The organism is Alterinioella nitratireducens, from assembly GCF_013155465.1.
In the GTDB taxonomy this organism is placed as follows: domain Bacteria; phylum Pseudomonadota; class Alphaproteobacteria; order Rhodobacterales; family Rhodobacteraceae; genus Alterinioella; species Alterinioella nitratireducens.
This window is the reverse complement of the sequence record NZ_JABJVX010000011.1, coordinates 30494-46793: the sequence shown is the minus strand read 5'-3', so window position 1 is coordinate 46793 and position 16300 is coordinate 30494. Positions and strand designations below refer to the sequence as shown.

The window sequence follows — 16300 nt, the reverse complement described above, 5'->3', positions numbered from 1 at the left end:
GAAAGGACATCGTCCCGGCAATGACAGGGCTCCGATTCATGCCTGGAGCGCGCGGATCAAGGCGGCCAATGCGGTCAGCGCCAGGACGGAAAGCCCGAACATCAGCACCGCGGCAAGCACATATCCCGACCGGCCGGCAACTCTCCGCGCCAACCCGCCGAGCCTGTCTGAACTCTCGATCGCGGTGACATAGAGCGGCAGCGCGCTCACCAGCGTGGCATAGAGATAGACGCCGGAGATGTTCTCGAAAAGGACCGAACGCGCCAAAGTCGGCGCCACCACCCGAAGCGCGGTCGCGCGGCTTCCTCCAAAGGATCCGAACCAGTCGGCCGACAGGACATAGATCACGGCATGCAACGCGATGAAGCCGACAACGCGGACCGGCATATCCACGAGGAGCACAAGCGTGATCCCGTAGCGCTGGTCCGGCTTCGAGACGATCCACGCATACAGGAAGAAACTCACGTAGTTTACGGCAAAGACAACCGGCAGACCGTTGGTAATGACCTGCCGCATGAACCTTTCAAGCGGAGGTCCGCCGCCCGCCAACATGGCACCGAACCCCGGTGTCAGCGCGACAAAGGCCAGGAGCGGCGGCACCAGGGCGAGCAGGCTGAACACGAAGGTGTTTCGCACGAAGTGGATAGCGGGCATATGAATGGCGAAGTATCTTTGCATGTTCATCAGTCTTCCATGCTCAGCGGCAAAAGGTCGATGGGCATGCTGGACGGCACGAGAACTATTTCGTGTCCTGGAGGATCGCAGCATTCGTGTCGTCACGATCCGCCAGTGTCTCGGCGAGCATGGGTTTCGTCCTCGTCTTCCGGCTGGCCGTGACCGAAAAGGTCGGCCTTTTCATGCGCACGGTCTTGATGTTCAAACTCCAGGCTGGAATGACCGATACTGAATTTCTCCTTCAGCCGGTCCTTGATCGCGCCCTTGATCTTCTCGGCCTGATCCCAGCCGTCGGCCGTCAGCACGACGTGGCAATCCAGCGCCGGTTCGTGCTCCTGCATCTGCCACAGATGTACGTGATGAACGTCTGCGACACCGTCGACACCCCGCATCGCCTCGACGACCTCGTCGCCGTCGATCTCCGGCGGGCTGCCGAGCATCAGGGTTCGGATCGGGCCGCCGATCTCGGTGAAAGCGAGATAAAGGATGTATAGAGCGATGCCGATGGTGATCGCCGGATCGACCCACCGCATGTCGTAGAGGAGGATGAGCGAGCCGCCGATGATGACCGCGACGGAAGCCAGGGCGTCCGACAGGTTGTGCAGGAACAGCGCGCGGATGTTCACGCTGCCTTTCTGCATCGAATAGGTAAGCATCGCCGTCAGCGTGTCGATGAATAGCGCGATGCCGCCCAGGATCACCACCGTCCAGCCCGCCACCTCGGGCGGGTCGATCATGCGCATGCCGCCTTCGTAGATCAGGTAGAAACCGATCAGGATCAGCGTGGTGTAGTTGACCAGCGCCGCGACGATCTCGATCCGCCCGTAGCCGAAGGTCATGCGCTCATCCGCGGGCCGCCGCGAGATTTTCCGGGCGGCAAAGGCGATTACCAGCGATGCCATGTCCGAGAAATTGTGCAGCGCATCCGCGATCAACGCGAGGCTGCCGGACAGGATGCCGCCGATGACCTGCGCAACCGTCAGAAGGCTGTTGGCCCAGATGGCGATGGAAACGCGGCGGTCGCCGGATTCGGGGTCGATATGGGCGTGACCGTGATCATGCGGCACGGCTTGTCTCCTCGTGACTCAAGTCGGATCAACCCGCGGCACAACTCTCCGGCGGATCGTTCACGAGGGAATGTAGTCTCTATAGCGACTATAGCTTCAAGCCTCGATTTTCAGGCGCTGTCTTCACCTGACTGTTCGTCATCGTGCACCGCCTTGTGGTGCTCACCATGCGCGTCTTTCAGGATTTCGACGCCCCCCCAGGCCGCTATGCCAGCGACGATCACGCCCACCACAAGGTCCGGCCAGTTCGTCCCGAGCCAGGCCACGAGCCCCCCCGCGACGACGATACCCAGATTGGCGGCGAAGTCGTTCCAGCTGAACGTGCTTGCGGCGCGGATGTTCACATCCGGATCGCGAAGCCGCGCCAACAGCCAGACGCAGACCGTATTGATGACCGCTGCCACAAGGGCCATCGCGATCATCATCGTGCCAAGGGGATCCGACCCGCCGACATAGCGGCGCCAGGCATCGTAAAGAATGCCGAGGGCGAAGAGGATCAGCAGGCCGCCCGAAACATTTGCCGCGCCTCGCTTCCACTTGGCGGAGCGGGACAGCGCGAAGAGGCTGATCGCGTAGACGAAACTGTCAGACAGATTGTCGAGCCCATTGGCGATAAGCGCGCTTGAATCGCCGAAGGCACCCGAGGCGAAGAAAGCGATTGCCAGCCCGATGTTGAGACCCAGAACGATCCAGAGTGTACGTCTTTCCGATGCGTTCTTCTGCTCTGCCATGCCCGGTGACCAAATCTGATGAATAGCCGAAGAGAAACCAATACCGGCCTACTTGGGTTCCTCAAAGGCCCTCAGAATGGCTCAGGCGCCGATCTCTTCATGGTCGGTCAGGCATTCGGAATGATCGCGCAGCACCTCGAGCACACGGCAATCGGCCGTCTGCCCGCCGCTGCACTCCTGCACCATCCGCTTCAATTCCGTGCGCAGCGCCTTGAGCCGCGCCAATCGTTGCTCGACCTGCTTGAGCTGCCGACGCGCGATCGCATCCGCTTCGGCGCAGGATTTTCCCGGATGATCGCCGAGATCGAGCAGTTCGCGGATCGCCTCCAGCGAGAACCCCAGTTGCCGCGCGTGCCGGACGAAGGACAGGCGATCCAGCTCGGCATCGCCATAACGGCGCTGGCCGCCCTCGGTCCGGTCGGGCTCTGGCATGAGGCCGATCTGCTCATAATACCGGATGGTCTGCACTTTCGTTCCGGTCTTCTTGGCCAGCGTCCCGATCGTCAGCATATCAGGCCCTCCCCATTAGCTACAGTGTATGTAGCTTCAAGCCGCGCGCGTCACAAGCTTTACGTGGCTTTTGCAGATCGGTGATTATTGGCCGATCTGTAACATTGACGCTTGAACCTGCACTAGCCAGAGGATGTAAATGCACAGAAATAATGGAGAATCGACTTCGGGCGGATACTGAAACCGTGGGGGTTCGGCAGACGCCGACATTCTTCATGAATGCAAGGCCGCTGGAACCGTTCGACGAGGCTGAATTGCGGCGCGACGTGGCCGCGGAATTTGCGGTCGCGCAAAGCTGAACACCGGTGAAGGGAAGAAACAGATGAAGAGGCCGCGCTGCGGAAATGCCGTAACCGTCCTTGCAATTCTTGCGGGATTGTCGGGCCCGGGACTGGCCGGATCGGAGGATGTCGTGATCGCGGATGCCTGGGCCCGCGCAACCATCGGCATGAGTCGGCCCGGTGCCGCCTGTCAGACCCTGCGCAACACCGGCGATGCGGATGTGACAGTGATCGAGCGCCATGTACCGGCCTCTGACATCCAGCGCCTGCTGGAGGATCGGCCGGACGCGGTCGGCCGCGCGGCGCCGGATATGCCCTCCGGATCGACCGAGGTCTACAGAAGCGACCCAGACTCCTGACAGATTCCCAAGCGAGGCATTAGAAATTGGAATCCCTCTCCCCCATGGCGCTTGGCTTTTTCGGAAGCCTGGCCGCCGGATCGCTGACTGCGATCGGCGCGGTGCCCGTTCTCTTCGGGCGTCTCCCCTCGCGGGCCACGCGCGATCTCCTGCTTGGCTTCGCGGCAGGTGTCATGCTCGCGGCTTCTTTCTTCTCGCTGATCATCCCGGCCCTCGACGCGGCCGAACTGCAGTTCGAGAACGCAGCCGCCCCCGCAGCCATTGTCTGCATCGCGATCCTGTTGGGTATGGGCGTGATCGCCATCCTGAACGAAAGGTTGCCGCATGAGCATTTCAAGACGGGACGCGAGGGACCGGAAGCCGCCTCGCTGCGGCGCGTCTGGCTTTTTATCATCGCGATCACCATCCACAACTTTCCCGAAGGGCTTGCCGTCGGCGTCGGGTTCGGGGCTGACGGAGTTTCGGGCGGCTTGCCACTCGCCATCGGCATCGGATTGCAAAACGCCCCCGAAGGTCTCGCGGTCGCGGTCTCGCTGTTGGGCGAGGGCTATTCCAGGTTTCGCGCATGGGGCATCGCCGCCCTGACCGGCCTCGTCGAGCCGGTTGGCGGGCTCCTGGGGGCCGGGATCGTCAGCATCTCGCAACCGCTGTTGCCGTGGGGCCTTGCCTTCGCCGCAGGTGCGATGCTCTATGTCATCAGCCACGAGATCATTCCCGAGACACACCGTTCCGGCCATCAGAACCGGGCAACGCTCGGCCTTGCCCTGGGTCTGGTGATCATGCTGTTCCTCGATGTCTGGCTTGGCTGACCCAGCCGGGCAAATGAATTCACCCTTGCTTTGGCCTGGCTGCCTCGGGCGGCGGCTTTTCACGACTTGCAACAGGCCGGTCCTCGGCCTGACATCCTGACAGCGGAACCACCGAGCAAGCCGCGCGGCAGATCTATTCCCGTTCGAGCCGCCTTTCAAAAGCCGCAAGGGTGGCATCGCTCACATGATGCTCGATCCCTTCCGCATCGCGTTCCGCGGTCTCTTCATCAATGCCCAGGCTGAGCAGAAATGCGACGACGATCCGGTGACGCCGCTTGCAGGCCTCGGCCAGCTCCTGTCCCGTCTCGGTCAGGAATATCGAACGGTAGGGCTCCCTCCGGACAAGGCCGACGGTTTCGAGCCTCGAGACGTTCTTGGTCACGGTGGGCGGTTTCACCCCAAGCCGCTCGGCAATATCGACCGGCCTGGCCTCGCCCCGTGTCTCGATCAGTTCCGCGATCAGCTCGACATAGTCTTCGGCCATCTCGCTCTCATGCGCCAGGCGCACGGTCGCGAACCCATCGGCCTGCGCCTCGGGTGCCCTGTCGGTCGCTTCCCGCCTGTATGGCTGCGGTTTCGTCATCCGCCCACAGTGCCGCGAGAGATCAGGATTGACAACGAGGGATTGACAACAGGTTTCCTTGGGGTAGATAAATTAGCCATGTCTAACTTATTCACCCAGAGGCCAAAGTGATCCGAGATTTCGCGACAGTCCTGCTTGCCACAATCGCGGCTGTGTTCGTTCTCGCGGGCCCGGGCGCGGCGACCCCCGCCAGAGAGGCCCCCTGGCTTCCCGAGGCGGCGGCGTATCGGCTGACCCTGTTTCTCGGCAATCTCGAACCCGTGCCCTGGGACGAGGTCGCAACCGCCTGGTCCGAACCCTATCGCGGGTCGGAATTCACGGTCGGCGGGTTGGCATGGCTCGGGCGCGAAAGCGCGGTTGACACCGACCGGCTGGAAGCCGCCATCGCGCAACAGGACCGGCAGGCGGTCTTTGCCGAGGCAACGAGGCTGATCGCACTCAGGATCGAAGAGGAACTGGAACGCGCCGTCACGGCGCAGGATCCGGCGGCGGCGCAGCAGGCCGTTCGGACGGGCCGGGAACTCTACCGCGCATTCGCGGATGGCATCGCCGCCGCCGATCCGGAGGCCGCAAGACGCATCGGCATTGCCTGGCTGGAGCTCAACAGCAGCACCGGATTCGCCGGTGTTCTTGGTGCCGGGGCCACCCCTTCCGACACCGACACCATGATGGCCGCGCGCGCAACCATCTCCGATTACATCGCTCAGAACTACCTGGTGGAGGATTTCGCGCCCCGCCAAACGCTGAGCACCTTGCCCGAAATCGCCGCTCTGGGCGACAGCAACGTCGAGGTGCCGCCCGCCCTGCCACCGGGCTCGGACATCTTCGATCAGGATCCGCTGCCACTGCTGGTCCTCAACTTCGAGGAGCAGGGCATCGACGAGACCGGCCTGCCGCTGGTGGCCTATGGCGACATGCTGTTCGACAGCGCGCAGATATTCGGCGGCCCGGCGCGCGATCTCGGGATCGCCTGCTCGACCTGTCACAACCGCTCGGACGTCAACCAGCGGCTGTTCATTCCCGGTGCCAGCCACCAGCCGGGCGCGATCGACGTCGATGGCGCCTTCTTCAACCCGATCTTCAACGACCGGCGCGATGACCCCATCGACATTCCCAGCCTGCGCGGCCTGCGCTTTACCGGGCCCTATGGCCGCGATGGCCGCTTTGCCAGCCTGCGCGACTTCACCCGCAACGTGATCGTCAACGAATTTGCCGGTGACGAGCCGACGCCCTTCATGCTGGATGCGCTCCTCGCCTACATGCTCGAATTTGACTTCCTGCCGAACTCCATGTTGACGACCGATGGCCGCCTGACCGATGCCGCCCCGGACGCGGCGTGGCGCGGCGAAGTGATCTTCAACACGCCCTTCGCCGGGCTCGGGGACCGGTCCTGCGCCAGTTGTCACATTCCGGACGCCAATTTCCTCGACCGGCAGGCCTATGACATCGGCTCGGTCACGCCGGCCTATGCAGGCGCCCGTGCCGGGGCGATGGATACGCCCACGCTGCTTGGCACGCTCTATACCGCGCCCTATTTTCACGACGGGTCGCTGCCGACCCTGGGATCGGTCGTGGATTGGTTCGACGAGACCGCGTCACTCGGCCTGAGCGAGGCCGAGCGGGCCGACCTGACCGCCTACCTGGAGACCGTCGGCGCGGCGGATGCGCCCTATGAGGCGTTCGACGAGGAGAACACGGCCTTCCGCCTGGCCTTCTCAGAACTGACGACCTTCGCCTCGACGCTCGACACGCTGCTGCCACGGCGGGACGCGGCGCACATCCTGCTTCTGACCGACACCGTCGCCGCGGACCTTGCGGCGGATGCCAGCACAATGGCGAACCTTGCCGCGCGGCCCGAAATCTACGCGCTGGCCGAACGGCTGGTCGCGGTCGGGGCTGCCGTGCGCGATGAAGACTGGGCCGCTGCCGAAGAAAGCTGGTCCGCGTTCCAGTCCGAGGCCCGCGCACTCGAAGAAAGGGCATTTTGATGGCAATCCGCATGAATCGCAGGATGCTGATGATGATGGCCGGTGCGGGCGCGGTGTCGCTGGCGGCGCCTCTCCTGGCGCAGGGCACGGCATTGCGCATTGCCTTCATTCCGCAGGAAAACCCCGAAAAGCTGCTTGGCGACATCGAGGCGATCACTGGCTGGCTGGCGGCGCAGATCGGCGTGCCGGTCGAAGGGTTCGTCACCATCGACCACGCCGCGGCGGTCGAGGCGTTGCGAAATGGCGATGCGGATATCTCCTTCATGGGCGCGCTGCCCTTCGTTCTGGCCGAATCCGAGATCGGGGCCGTGCCGCTCCTGTCCGAGGTCTACCGGGGCGCGCCGAGTTACACGGGGCGCATTTTCGTGCGCCGCGACAGCGGTATCGCCTCGCTGGCCGACCTGCGCGGGCGCGACATCGCCTTTGCCGATCCGATCTCGGAATCGGGCTACCTCTATCCGCTGGCCGAGTTCGAGCGGGCCGGCCTGATCGACGGCCCCGACGGGGCCGGGGCGTTCTTCGGCCGCATCTTCTTCGCGGGCGGCTACCAGCAGGCAATGCAGGCCATGGCAGAGGGCCTGGTCGATGCGGCGGGGGCCAGCCAGTATGCCGATCTTCTGCTGACACCCGATCAACAGGCTGATGTGACCTGGATCGCGGAAAGCGAACCGATCCCCAGCCACCTGGTGATCGCGCGACCAGGGCTGGATGCCGATCTGCAAGGCCGCTTCGTCGATGCCATGATGCAGCTCAACGAGCCGGAAAACCGTGACAGGCTGCGCTATCTCTACGGCCCCGATGGCTATGTCCTGGCCGATTCAAGCGCCTATGACGGCGTCCGCGAGATGGCACGGCGATACGGGCTTTTGCGATGAGCGGTGCGATTGAAATCGACGACCTGGGCTATTCTCATCCCGGCATGGCGCTTCCGGCGCTGAGGGAGGTTTCTCTCGTCGTGCCGCAGGGCGAAAGCGTTGCCCTCATCGGGCCGTCGGGGGCTGGCAAGACAACGCTTCTGGCATTGCTCGACGGCAGGCTACAGGGTTGGTCCGGGCGGGTTGCCGTCCTTGGGTCATTGCTCGATCCCGACCGACCGCCGCCGAAAGGCCGCCGCGCGGATACCGGTTTCGTGTTTCAGGAATTCGCCCTGGTCGAGAGGTCGACGGTTCTGCGCAATGTCCTCAACGGCCGCCTCGGGCGCATGTCTCCCTTTCGCGCCCTGATGGGGTCGCCGACCACCCGCGACCAGGAGGTTGCGCACAGGGCACTTGTCGATTGCGGCATCGCGGACCTTGCCGGACGCAGGGTCGACAGCCTCAGCGGCGGGCAGCGTCAGCGCGTGGCGATCGCGCGCTGCCTGGCGCAGGAACCCCGGCTGATCCTGGCCGATGAACCGGTCAGCAACCTCGACCCTGCCCGCGCGGGCGAAATCCTTTCGCTCTTGACCGGCGCGGCGCGGGCGCGCGGGGCAACGGCGCTGTTCTCCTCGCATCAGCCCGACCTGGCGCGCCGCTTCGCGCAACGCATCGTCGGGATGCGAGGCGGGCGGATCGCATTCGACGCCCGGACCTCGGACGTGACCGAGGCCGCGACGGCGGAACTTTACCGCGATGAAGCGCCGACACCCGCAATCGGCCTCAGGGCGGTGTCGTGATGCGGTTTCGGAGCGGTGGCAGCTTCGCGGCGGGCCTGCTGGTCGCCGCGGCGGTCCTCTGGTCTTTCGCCACGACCGATGTGGAACTGTCGCGCCTGATGTCGGCCGGCCCGCGCATTGCCGATTTTCTCGGTCGCATGTTCCCGCCGGACCCGACGGTAATGCAGGAGATCATGACCGGCAGCGCGGAAACCCTGCGGATCGCCATTCTCGGTTCGCTCGGGGCGGTGATCCTGTCGATCCCCCTTGGCATAGTCGCGTCCGAGACGATGGTATCGCCCGCGCTCTATCGACCGGTTCGGACGCTTCTGGCCGTGATCCGGGCGATCCCGCTGATCCTGGTGGCCATGCTGATGGTGGGGGCGGTCGGGCTGGGTCCGCTGCCCGGTATCATCGCGGTCGCCTTTCATGCGACGGGGATGCTCGCCAAATTCTATGCCGAGGCGATCGACGGTGTCTCCCGCGCGCCAATCGCTGCGCTGGAAAGCGCGGGTGCCGGTCCGCTGGTGCGGCTCAGACACGCGATCTGGCCGCAGATGGCCCCCGTCGTCGCCCGCGACACGATCTTCCGGTTCGAGCTGAACCTGCGCGAGTCGCTGATCCTGGGGATTGTCGGCGCGGGCGGGATCGGGTTCTACATCCAGACCTATGTGCGCTCGTTCCAATATGACAAGGCGGCCAGCGTCACGATTGCCGTTGTGGTCATGGTCATCGCGATCGAGATCGTCAACGCCGCGCTGCGCCGCCGCTTTACCTGATCCTCACGCATAGATGTCGATAGGCGTCCCATCGCGCACCATGGCATAGATCTCCTCGATCTGGCGATCCGAGACCGTGATGCAGCCTGCTGTCCAGTCACGGACATTCGTCGGGTCGATGCCGCGCCGTGGCCCGCCATGGATGAAAATATCGCCGCCCGGTGACCGGCCCTGCGCCTCCGCGAAGGCGATATCCGCCTCGTTCGGATAGGAAATGCCGATGGACAGGTGAAAAAGGCTGTCCGGGTTGCGGCGATCAATCAGGTACGAGCCCTCCGGCGTCCGACCGTCCCCTTCGAACTGCTTGTGACCCACGGGCGCGAAACCCAGGCCAATGGGATAGCTCTGCAAGGTGCCTTCCGCGCCATCCAGAACCAGCAGGCGCTGCGCCTTGTAAACGCGCAGCCGCGTGACTTCGGGCCCGTCATAGGTCCGGAACCTGCTTGCGCAGGCCGACAGGAACGCGGCCACGCCGCTCAACAGCATTATCCGCCGTGAAACCCTTGATTTCAGCACTGCCCGACACCCATTCTTGCGAGGTCTTGATAGCCACGGTTGATACGGTATCGGGCAGGCCGGATCAATGCCCGTGCGCCAGTGCACCCTTCGCCATGTGCTCGCCCACGGGTTTGCCGCCGGAAGGCGGGGTCTCGGCCCGATGACCGTTCAAAAGCCGCAGCGCATTGGCGACCACCAGCAGGGACACGCCCACATCGGCGGCAATCGCGCCCCACATCGAGGCCATGCCAAAGGCGGTCAACCCGACGAACAGCGCCTTGGTCGCCAGCGAGATGCCGATATTCTGGTGAATGATCGACATGGTCCGGCGCGAATGACCGATGAGCCAGGGCACGCGGCCGATGTCGTCGGTCATCAGCGCGATATCCGCCGTTTCGATGGCCGCGTCCGATCCGACGGCCCCCATGGCAATGGCATAATGCGCCCGCGCCATGGCCGGCGCGTCATTCACGCCGTCGCCGATCATGGCCACCACGTCGTGACGTTCGACCAGCTCCTCGATGGCGGCCACCTTGTCCTCGGGCAGCAGCTCGGCGCGCACCTCGTCGATGCCGACTTCGGCCGCGACCGCGCGGGCGGTGCGCTCATTGTCCCCGGTCAGCATGATGATGGATTTGACACCCTGCGCGTGCAGCCGGGCCACGATCCCCTTGGCATCGGGGCGGATGCGGTCACGCAACTCAAGCACGCCGGTCACGCCGGTTTCGTCACCGACCGCCACCAGCGTGCTGCCCGCGCCTTCGATCCGGTCGCGCAGATCCGCCGGAATCGCATTGCCGAAACCCTTCTCCTCGGCAAAGCGGTCCGAGCCGAGCCAGATGGCCCGGCCATCCGCGCGCCCCTCCAGGCCGCGCCCCGGCACCGTGCGCGTGTCTTCTGCGGCGGAAACCTTCACGCCGTCGTTCTCGGCCCGCGCAAGAATGGCGCGCGCCAGCGGGTGCGAGGATCGCGCCTCCAGACCGGCGGCCATCGTCACCAGGTCACGCGCAGAGGTGTCGCCCAGGGGGTGAACCGCCGCCACCTCGGGCTCGCCCATGGTGATCGTCCCGGTCTTGTCCATCGCCAGCGCCGTGGTGCGGCCCGGCGCCTCGACATAGGCCCCGCCCTTGATCAGCACCCCGGCCCGCGCCGAGGCGGTAAGCGCCGCAACAATCGACACCGGCGTCGAGATGACCAGCGCACAGGGGCAGGCGATGACCAGAAGCACCAGCGCATTGTAGAACCAGTAATCCCAGGCCCCGCCCATGAGCGTCGGCGGCAGCACCGCAATGGCAATGGCCAGCACCATCACGATGGGCGTGTAGATGCGGGCGAATTTCGCCACCCACTGTTCGACCGGCGCGCGTTTGGAATGGGCATCGCCCACCATGCGGATGATCTTGGCCAGCACCGTGTCCGACGCGGCCTTGGTCGCCCGCACCGTCAGCGTGCCTTCGCCGTTGATCGTGCCGGCATAGACCTCGTCGCCGGCCTCTTTCGGCACCAGCGCGCTTTCGCCGGTGATCGGGGCCTGATCGACGGCGCCAGCGCCCTCCACAACCTCGCCGTCCAGCGGGATACGGTCGCCGCCGCGCACGATAAAGCGGTCATCCACCGCGACCTCGGCCGCCGGAACGTTCGCCTCGGTCCCATCCGGCCGGATCACCCGCGCCGTGGGCGGCGCAAGGTCAAGCAGGGCGGAAACCGCGTTGCGCGCGCGCCCCACGCTCCAGCTTTCGAGATAGAGCGAGAGCGAGAAGAAGAAGGCGACGGTGGCGGCCTCGAAAAATTCGCCGAGGCCGATGGCACCGGCCACGGCCACGACCATCAGAAGGTTCATATCGGGCGACAGCCGCCGCGCCGAAGACCAGGCCTTTGGCGCCACCAGCCAGACGCCAAGGACGATGGCGACCGCGAACAGCCCCGCCTCGACCAGGGGCATGGCCGTGTCGTCATGACCCGAGAAGATCCCGATCGCGCCCGCCAAGCCCGATTCGGCGATGTGATAGAGGAAACCCGCCGCCCAGAACCCGCCACTTAACGCGGTGAAATATTTCTGCCGCGCCAGATGCGCGGCCTGGTCTTCCGCCGCGTTATCGGCATCCCATGGCTTGGCGCTCATGCCCGTGCTTGCGACCAGTTGCGCGACCTCGTCATCCGAAATCCTTTCGGCGCTGTCGAGAACGGTCATGCGCCCATTGATGACGTCGAACGCGAGATGTTCTGTCCCGCCAATTTTCGGCCCGACCACCCGGTTCAGGATCGCGACCTCCTCGGCACAATCGAGGCCCGAGACCTGAAAGCTCCTGCCATTCGCCGGTACTGGTTGCGCCGCCACGGCGCCAGCACCCGACCCGCAGCAGGCCCCATCCGCGCCATGCGAACGGGAGTGCTCCGACCGGGCCTGGTTGCCTGAATGATCGTGGCTGTGATCATGGCGCTGGTCATTGGAAGACATCGATTCGACCTCACGATTAGCGAATTCGAATCGGATATAGTCCCTACAGCCACTAGAGCTTCAAGAGGGGTATCGGCTGATCCTTTCGACCAGAACAGCCACGGATCAGACGCAGACAGGCCTTGGACGAAGCTCGGCTGAACGTCGTCAAAGGCCGCCGGTTCAACTATGCGCGACCATGCCATCCTCGGCGGGATAGAGAACCGCCGTCGAGCCGATCTCTACATTCGGGTAGAGGTCGATGATATGGGGCATCACCATCCGCACGCAGCCGGAGCTGGCGCGGCTGCCGATGGACCAGGGCTGCGGCGTGCCGTGAATCCTCAGGTAGGTATCGCGGTTGCCGACATAGAGATACAAGGCGCGCGACCCGAGAGCATTGGTCGGGCCAGGTTCCATCCCGTCCTCGTATTGTGCGTAAACCTCGGGCTCTCGCTCGATCATGTTCCGTGTCGGGGTCCAGTGAGGCCATTCGACCTTGCGCCGAATGGTGTATGTCCCGGGCTCGTAGAGACCGCCCCGCCCAATCGCCACACCATAGCGCATCGCGGTGCCGCCTTCCTCGATGTGGTAGAGGTAGCGCGCCACGGCATCGACATGAATGTCGCCGGGGGTAAGCCGGTCGTTCGCGGCGACCCGCTGCGGCAACAAGCGCGGATGCAGACCCCAGGGGTTGGTCGTGGCCGGATCGTAGCCGAGCGGCGTCACTTGCGCGTCCCAGGCCGCCTTCTGCGCCGCGTCGGGCCAGGTGCTGGCCAGGACCGGGGTAGAAATCGCTGCCGAAAACAGCGCCGTGGTCGTCTGGATGAAGTGTCGTCTCGTCAGCATGTGCTTTGCTCCGCTCTCGTGATCACCTGTCGCTGGCCCTGCCAACCTGAATTTAGCAGTGCCTGGGGCCTTCAGCAATTATCGGTTCAAGACAAAATGCCCCAGGCGAAGGCGCGTGCCACGAAGATTGTCGTCGTCCGGGCCTTTGGCAAACCCGTTCTTCAAAGATCATGGGCCGGCATCTTGTCCTCCTCAGACGCCTTGCTGCCCTCGACAGGAATTTGCGCCACACCGGTCAGTGGTGCGAGTTGTCAAGAATATACGCACATCGCCGCCCCCCGGTTCCGTCTGCCGTCTTTTTGACTGGCATGGACTTTCTCAACTGTCCTCGCTCACGCCACTTCGGTCAGCGCGTCGATGACGGGACATTCGGGTACGTCGTCGCCGGTGCATTGTGCCACTGTAGACGACAAGACCTGTTCGATGCGCCTGAGATCCGCGATCTTGGCGCGGACCGTGGCGAGATGGGCCGTGGCGAGGGCCTGCACCTCTCCGCAGGTCTGCTGCCCGCCATCGACCATTGCGAGCAGATCGCGAACCTCGTCCAGCGTGAACCCCAACCCGCGCGCGCGCAAGACGAAGCGCAGCCGCGTGACATGACTGTCATCGTAGACGCGGTAGTTCTTGCTGGAGCGCGGCGGCTCCGGCATGACGCCGATAGTCTCGTAATAGCGGATCGTCTCGAGGTTGCATCCCGTCAGTCTGGCCAGATCTCCGCGCCTCAGGATCTTCACCGACCTGTGATCATTCTTCACGTCAGCCCCCCTTGAGCCTGTATCGGCTACAGACCCTAGGTTGAGATCATCAACCAGGCAAGGACGATTCGAACCATGACTGAAACCACATCCTCGGGTCAGGCGACGGGCGCAGGCGACACACCGGTCGACGACAGAAAGGCTTGGGCGACAACCGGGTTGGGCTTTTTCGGCGCGCTGGCCATGACCTCATGCTGCATCCTGCCGCTGGTACTGGTCAGTTTCGGCGTGACCGGCGTGTTCATCGCGCAACTGGGCGTTCTCTACCAGTACAGGTGGATCACCTTCGCGCTGAGTGCCGCCTTCATCGGCTACGGCTTTTACAAGGCCTACCGCCCGACCCCGGCGGAGGCCTGCGCCGATGGCACCTGCGCGCGTCCCATGAACCGGTCCCTCATGCGATCCCTTCTCTGGCTCGCCACCGCGATCGTCGCCGTCGCGATGATCTTCCCTTACCTTGCCCCCTACGTTCTGTCCTACTGAAAGGCCAAGCCCATGAAACCGATCCAACGCGCCATCGTAGCCTTGGGAATACTCGCAGCGGCTCCCGCCAGCGCCGAAGAACAACGCATCAATATCGGCGTCGGCGAACTCACCTGCCCGACCTGCTCGTTCACGGTTGCGGCAGCCATGCGGGGCGTCCCCACGGTCGAGATCATCGACTTCACGGAAGGTGAGGAGTTCGGCACCGGCACCTATATCGTGGCCTTCGACGATCAGGCGGCCAACCCCGACATGATCATCGACGCCGTCCTGTCCAACGGGTATCCCGCCGAGTTGCTCCAAGCGGGGGATTCCTGAGCACGGAAGCGTGGGCAGGGCCATGGATGACACGCAGATGCTCCGTCTTCTTCCGGCCTTTGTCATTGCCGCCCGATGCTCATGATCCGCGGCGGCGGTGGCATCCGAATGACACCCGATACACGGTATTGAAGAGAAACACCCCATGACAAGCAGTTACGACCTCATCGTGATCGGTGGCGGCACCGCTGGAAATGGCGTGGCCCGGATGGCGGCGGATGCAGGCTGGAGCGTTGCCAGCATCGACAGCGAACCCCATGGCGGCACCTGCGCCCTGCGCGGCTGCGATCCCAAGAAGATGCTCGTTGCCGTCACCGAAGGCGTCGAATGGGCCGAAAACATGAAGGGCAAGGGGCTGGAGGCGCAGCCTTCGGTCAACTGGCCCGACATGATCGCCTTCAAGCGCGGCTTCACCGACACCATGCCGCCGCGCATCGAAGGCGGAATGGAAAAGGCGGGGATCGACGTGCTGCACGGCGAGGCGCGGTTTACCGGCCCCGATACGATCGAGTTGAACTGCAAGACCCTGACCGCGAAACATTTCCACATCGCCACCGGCGCGCGGCCGATGACGCTGAACATCCCCGGCGAAGAGCATCTGACCACCAGCACCGAATTCCTCGAACTGCCCGAACGTCCCGACCGCATCGCCTTTGTCGGCGGCGGGTTCATCGCCATGGAATTCGCGCATATCGTCAAGCGCGCGGGCGCCCGCGACGTGACCGTGCTGGAAATGGCGGACCGTCCCCTTGGCAATTTCGACCCCGACCTGGTCGAAATGCTGGTCGAAGGCACCGCGGAACTTGGCATCGACCTGCGCACCAAGGCGAAGGTGGCGAAGATCGAGAAGCAGGGCGACGAATTTGTTGTCACGGTGGAACGCGCGGGCGGCACCGAAACCGTGACCTGCGACCTGGTGGTGCATGGCACGGGCCGGGTGCCCAATATCGACCGGCTGAACCTTGAGGCCGCCGGTGTCGAATACTCCCGCCGTGGCATCAAGGTGAACGACGCGATGCGCACCACCAACCCGACGATCTTCGCCGCCGGTGACTGCGCCGATAGCGGCCTCAATCTCACCCCCGTCTCGGCGGCGGAGGGCCGTATCGCGGGCAAGAATCTTCTGGCCGGCCAGGACGCGCGGCAGATCAGGTATCCGCCGGTCCCGTCCGTGGTCTTCACCCTGCCGATGGTGGCCACGGTGGGTCTGTCGGAAGCGGAGGCGAGGGAACAGGAGCTGAAATTCGATGTGCATTTCGAAAAGACCCAAGACTGGTATTCGTCGCTGCGCGTCGGCGCGAAACACACAGGTTTCAAGGTTCTTGTCGAAGAAGGCAGTGGCAAGATCCTCGGCGCGCATCTGATCGGGCCGGGCTCCGAGGAACAGATCAACTTGTTTGCCATGGCCATGGGTGCCGGACAGACCGCCAACCAGATCAAGGCGATGATCTTCGCCTATCCCAGCTACGCCTCCGACATCGGGTCGATGGTGTGAAACGAATATTGACCGCGCCACGAGGACGGCACCGGTTGTCAGAATAAGGA

18 protein-coding genes and 1 pseudogene are annotated in these 16300 nt (G+C 64.1%); 10 read left to right on the top strand and 9 right to left on the bottom strand.

The genetic code is table 11. The annotated features are described in order from the left end of the window. Nucleotides 1-36: 36 nt before the first annotated feature. The 4 genes from HNS34_RS15985 to HNS34_RS15970 all read right to left on the bottom strand — a co-directional run bounded on the left by HNS34_RS15985 (nt 37) and on the right by HNS34_RS15970 (nt 2983). Nucleotides 37-654 carry a hypothetical protein gene (locus HNS34_RS15985; protein ID WP_235952768.1) on the bottom strand — a complete coding sequence of 206 codons (618 nt, stop codon included), beginning with the start codon at nt 652-654 and terminating at the stop codon, nt 37-39. A gap of 122 nt (nt 655-776) precedes the next feature. Then, on the bottom strand, nt 777-1742 hold the full coding sequence (locus HNS34_RS15980; RefSeq protein WP_172321100.1) for a cation diffusion facilitator family transporter: 966 nt from the start codon (nt 1740-1742) through the stop codon (nt 777-779). Nucleotides 1743-1852: 110 nt separating this feature from the next. Next, entirely contained in the window at nt 1853-2473 is a 621-nt protein-coding gene (locus HNS34_RS15975) for a cation efflux transmembrane domain-containing protein (RefSeq protein ID WP_172321099.1), read from the bottom strand. 81 nt (nt 2474-2554) lie between these two features. Further along, on the bottom strand, nt 2555-2983 hold the full coding sequence (locus tag HNS34_RS15970) for a MerR family transcriptional regulator (protein WP_172321098.1): 429 nt from the start codon (nt 2981-2983) through the stop codon (nt 2555-2557). A 158-nt stretch (nt 2984-3141) separates the two neighbouring features. Here HNS34_RS15970 and HNS34_RS15965 point away from each other — a divergent pair. The 3 genes and pseudogenes from HNS34_RS15965 to HNS34_RS15955 all read left to right on the top strand — a co-directional run. After that, a pseudogene (locus HNS34_RS15965) lies at nt 3142-3282 on the top strand (disulfide bond formation protein DsbA); the annotation flags it as partial. Nucleotides 3283-3359: 77 nt separating this feature from the next. Then, nucleotides 3360-3623, top strand: a complete 264-nt coding sequence (locus HNS34_RS20780) for a DUF411 domain-containing protein (RefSeq protein ID WP_268879101.1) — start codon at nt 3360-3362, stop codon at nt 3621-3623. Between the two features lie 26 nt (nt 3624-3649). Further along, complete coding sequence (locus tag HNS34_RS15955; RefSeq protein ID WP_172321097.1) at nt 3650-4432, top strand: ZIP family metal transporter; 783 nt, start codon at nt 3650-3652, stop codon at nt 4430-4432. Between the two features lie 133 nt (nt 4433-4565). Here HNS34_RS15955 and mntR read toward each other — a convergent pair whose 3' ends face one another. After that, complete coding sequence (gene mntR / locus HNS34_RS15950) at nt 4566-5015, bottom strand: manganese-binding transcriptional regulator MntR (protein ID WP_172321096.1); 450 nt, start codon at nt 5013-5015, stop codon at nt 4566-4568. 152 nt (nt 5016-5167) lie between these two features. On the opposite strand from mntR, the gene HNS34_RS15945 reads away from it, so the two are divergent. The 4 genes from HNS34_RS15945 to phnE are packed head-to-tail and all read left to right on the top strand — an operon-like array spanning nt 5168 to nt 9415. Beyond that, a complete protein-coding gene (locus tag HNS34_RS15945; RefSeq protein ID WP_328700552.1) occupies nt 5168-7003 on the top strand; it encodes a cytochrome c peroxidase in 1836 nt (611 codons plus the stop codon). Continuing rightward, a complete protein-coding gene (locus HNS34_RS15940; protein ID WP_172321094.1) occupies nt 7003-7878 on the top strand; it encodes a phosphate/phosphite/phosphonate ABC transporter substrate-binding protein in 876 nt (291 codons plus the stop codon). The genes HNS34_RS15945 and HNS34_RS15940 overlap by 1 nt, the downstream gene beginning before the upstream one ends. After that, a complete protein-coding gene (locus tag HNS34_RS15935) occupies nt 7875-8657 on the top strand; it encodes a phosphonate ABC transporter ATP-binding protein (RefSeq protein WP_172321093.1) in 783 nt (260 codons plus the stop codon). Before HNS34_RS15940 ends, HNS34_RS15935 begins: the two co-directional genes overlap by 4 nt. Next, complete coding sequence (gene phnE, locus HNS34_RS15930; protein ID WP_172321092.1) at nt 8657-9415, top strand: phosphonate ABC transporter, permease protein PhnE; 759 nt, start codon at nt 8657-8659, stop codon at nt 9413-9415. Before HNS34_RS15935 ends, phnE begins: the two co-directional genes overlap by 1 nt. A gap of 3 nt (nt 9416-9418) precedes the next feature. Here the strand turns inward: phnE and HNS34_RS15925 are convergent, their stop codons facing one another. The 4 genes from HNS34_RS15925 to HNS34_RS15910 all read right to left on the bottom strand — a co-directional run bounded on the left by HNS34_RS15925 (nt 9419) and on the right by HNS34_RS15910 (nt 13954). Beyond that, nucleotides 9419-9901, bottom strand: a complete 483-nt coding sequence (locus tag HNS34_RS15925; RefSeq protein WP_172321091.1) for a L,D-transpeptidase family protein — start codon at nt 9899-9901, stop codon at nt 9419-9421. 94 nt (nt 9902-9995) lie between these two features. After that, complete coding sequence (locus HNS34_RS15920) at nt 9996-12371, bottom strand: heavy metal translocating P-type ATPase (protein WP_172321090.1); 2376 nt, start codon at nt 12369-12371, stop codon at nt 9996-9998. Nucleotides 12372-12533: 162 nt separating this feature from the next. Further along, a complete protein-coding gene (locus tag HNS34_RS15915) occupies nt 12534-13199 on the bottom strand; it encodes a L,D-transpeptidase (RefSeq protein ID WP_172321089.1) in 666 nt (221 codons plus the stop codon). A 332-nt stretch (nt 13200-13531) separates the two neighbouring features. Then, nucleotides 13532-13954: a MerR family transcriptional regulator gene (locus tag HNS34_RS15910; protein WP_407925872.1), complete on the bottom strand. Its 423-nt coding sequence runs from the start codon at nt 13952-13954 to the stop codon at nt 13532-13534. A gap of 75 nt (nt 13955-14029) precedes the next feature. On the opposite strand from HNS34_RS15910, the gene HNS34_RS15905 reads away from it, so the two are divergent. From HNS34_RS15905 to HNS34_RS15895, 3 genes are all read left to right on the top strand, one after another. After that, nucleotides 14030-14437 (top strand): mercuric transporter MerT family protein, encoded by a 408-nt coding sequence (locus HNS34_RS15905; protein ID WP_172321088.1) that lies wholly within the window; start codon nt 14030-14032, stop codon nt 14435-14437. Nucleotides 14438-14449: 12 nt separating this feature from the next. After that, nucleotides 14450-14755 carry a heavy-metal-associated domain-containing protein gene (locus HNS34_RS15900; protein WP_172321087.1) on the top strand — a complete coding sequence of 102 codons (306 nt, stop codon included), beginning with the start codon at nt 14450-14452 and terminating at the stop codon, nt 14753-14755. 145 nt (nt 14756-14900) lie between these two features. Then, complete coding sequence (locus HNS34_RS15895; RefSeq protein WP_172321086.1) at nt 14901-16250, top strand: dihydrolipoyl dehydrogenase family protein; 1350 nt, start codon at nt 14901-14903, stop codon at nt 16248-16250. Nucleotides 16251-16300 lie beyond the last annotated feature (50 nt).

Bases quoted from the DNA above. Each gene is read 5' to 3' on its own strand.
- HNS34_RS15985 (WP_235952768.1), bottom strand. From the start codon at position 654: ATGCCCGCTATCCACTTCGTGCGAAACACCTTCGTGTTCAGCCTGCTC.
- HNS34_RS15975 (WP_172321099.1), bottom strand. From the start codon at position 2,473: ATGGCAGAGCAGAAGAACGCATCGGAAAGACGTACACTCTGGATCGTT.
- HNS34_RS15970 (WP_172321098.1), bottom strand. From the start codon at position 2,983: ATGCTGACGATCGGGACGCTGGCCAAGAAGACCGGAACGAAAGTGCAG.
- mntR (WP_172321096.1), bottom strand. From the start codon at position 5,015: ATGACGAAACCGCAGCCATACAGGCGGGAAGCGACCGACAGGGCACCC.
- HNS34_RS15940 (WP_172321094.1), top strand. From the start codon at position 7,003: ATGGCAATCCGCATGAATCGCAGGATGCTGATGATGATGGCCGGTGCG.
- HNS34_RS15935 (WP_172321093.1), top strand. From the start codon at position 7,875: ATGAGCGGTGCGATTGAAATCGACGACCTGGGCTATTCTCATCCCGGC.
- phnE (WP_172321092.1), top strand. From the start codon at position 8,657: ATGCGGTTTCGGAGCGGTGGCAGCTTCGCGGCGGGCCTGCTGGTCGCC.
- HNS34_RS15925 (WP_172321091.1), bottom strand. From the start codon at position 9,901: ATGCTGTTGAGCGGCGTGGCCGCGTTCCTGTCGGCCTGCGCAAGCAGG.
- HNS34_RS15920 (WP_172321090.1), bottom strand. From the start codon at position 12,371: ATGTCTTCCAATGACCAGCGCCATGATCACAGCCACGATCATTCAGGC.
- HNS34_RS15915 (WP_172321089.1), bottom strand. From the start codon at position 13,199: ATGCTGACGAGACGACACTTCATCCAGACGACCACGGCGCTGTTTTCG.
- HNS34_RS15905 (WP_172321088.1), top strand. From the start codon at position 14,030: ATGACTGAAACCACATCCTCGGGTCAGGCGACGGGCGCAGGCGACACA.
- HNS34_RS15900 (WP_172321087.1), top strand. From the start codon at position 14,450: ATGAAACCGATCCAACGCGCCATCGTAGCCTTGGGAATACTCGCAGCG.
- HNS34_RS15895 (WP_172321086.1), top strand. From the start codon at position 14,901: ATGACAAGCAGTTACGACCTCATCGTGATCGGTGGCGGCACCGCTGGA.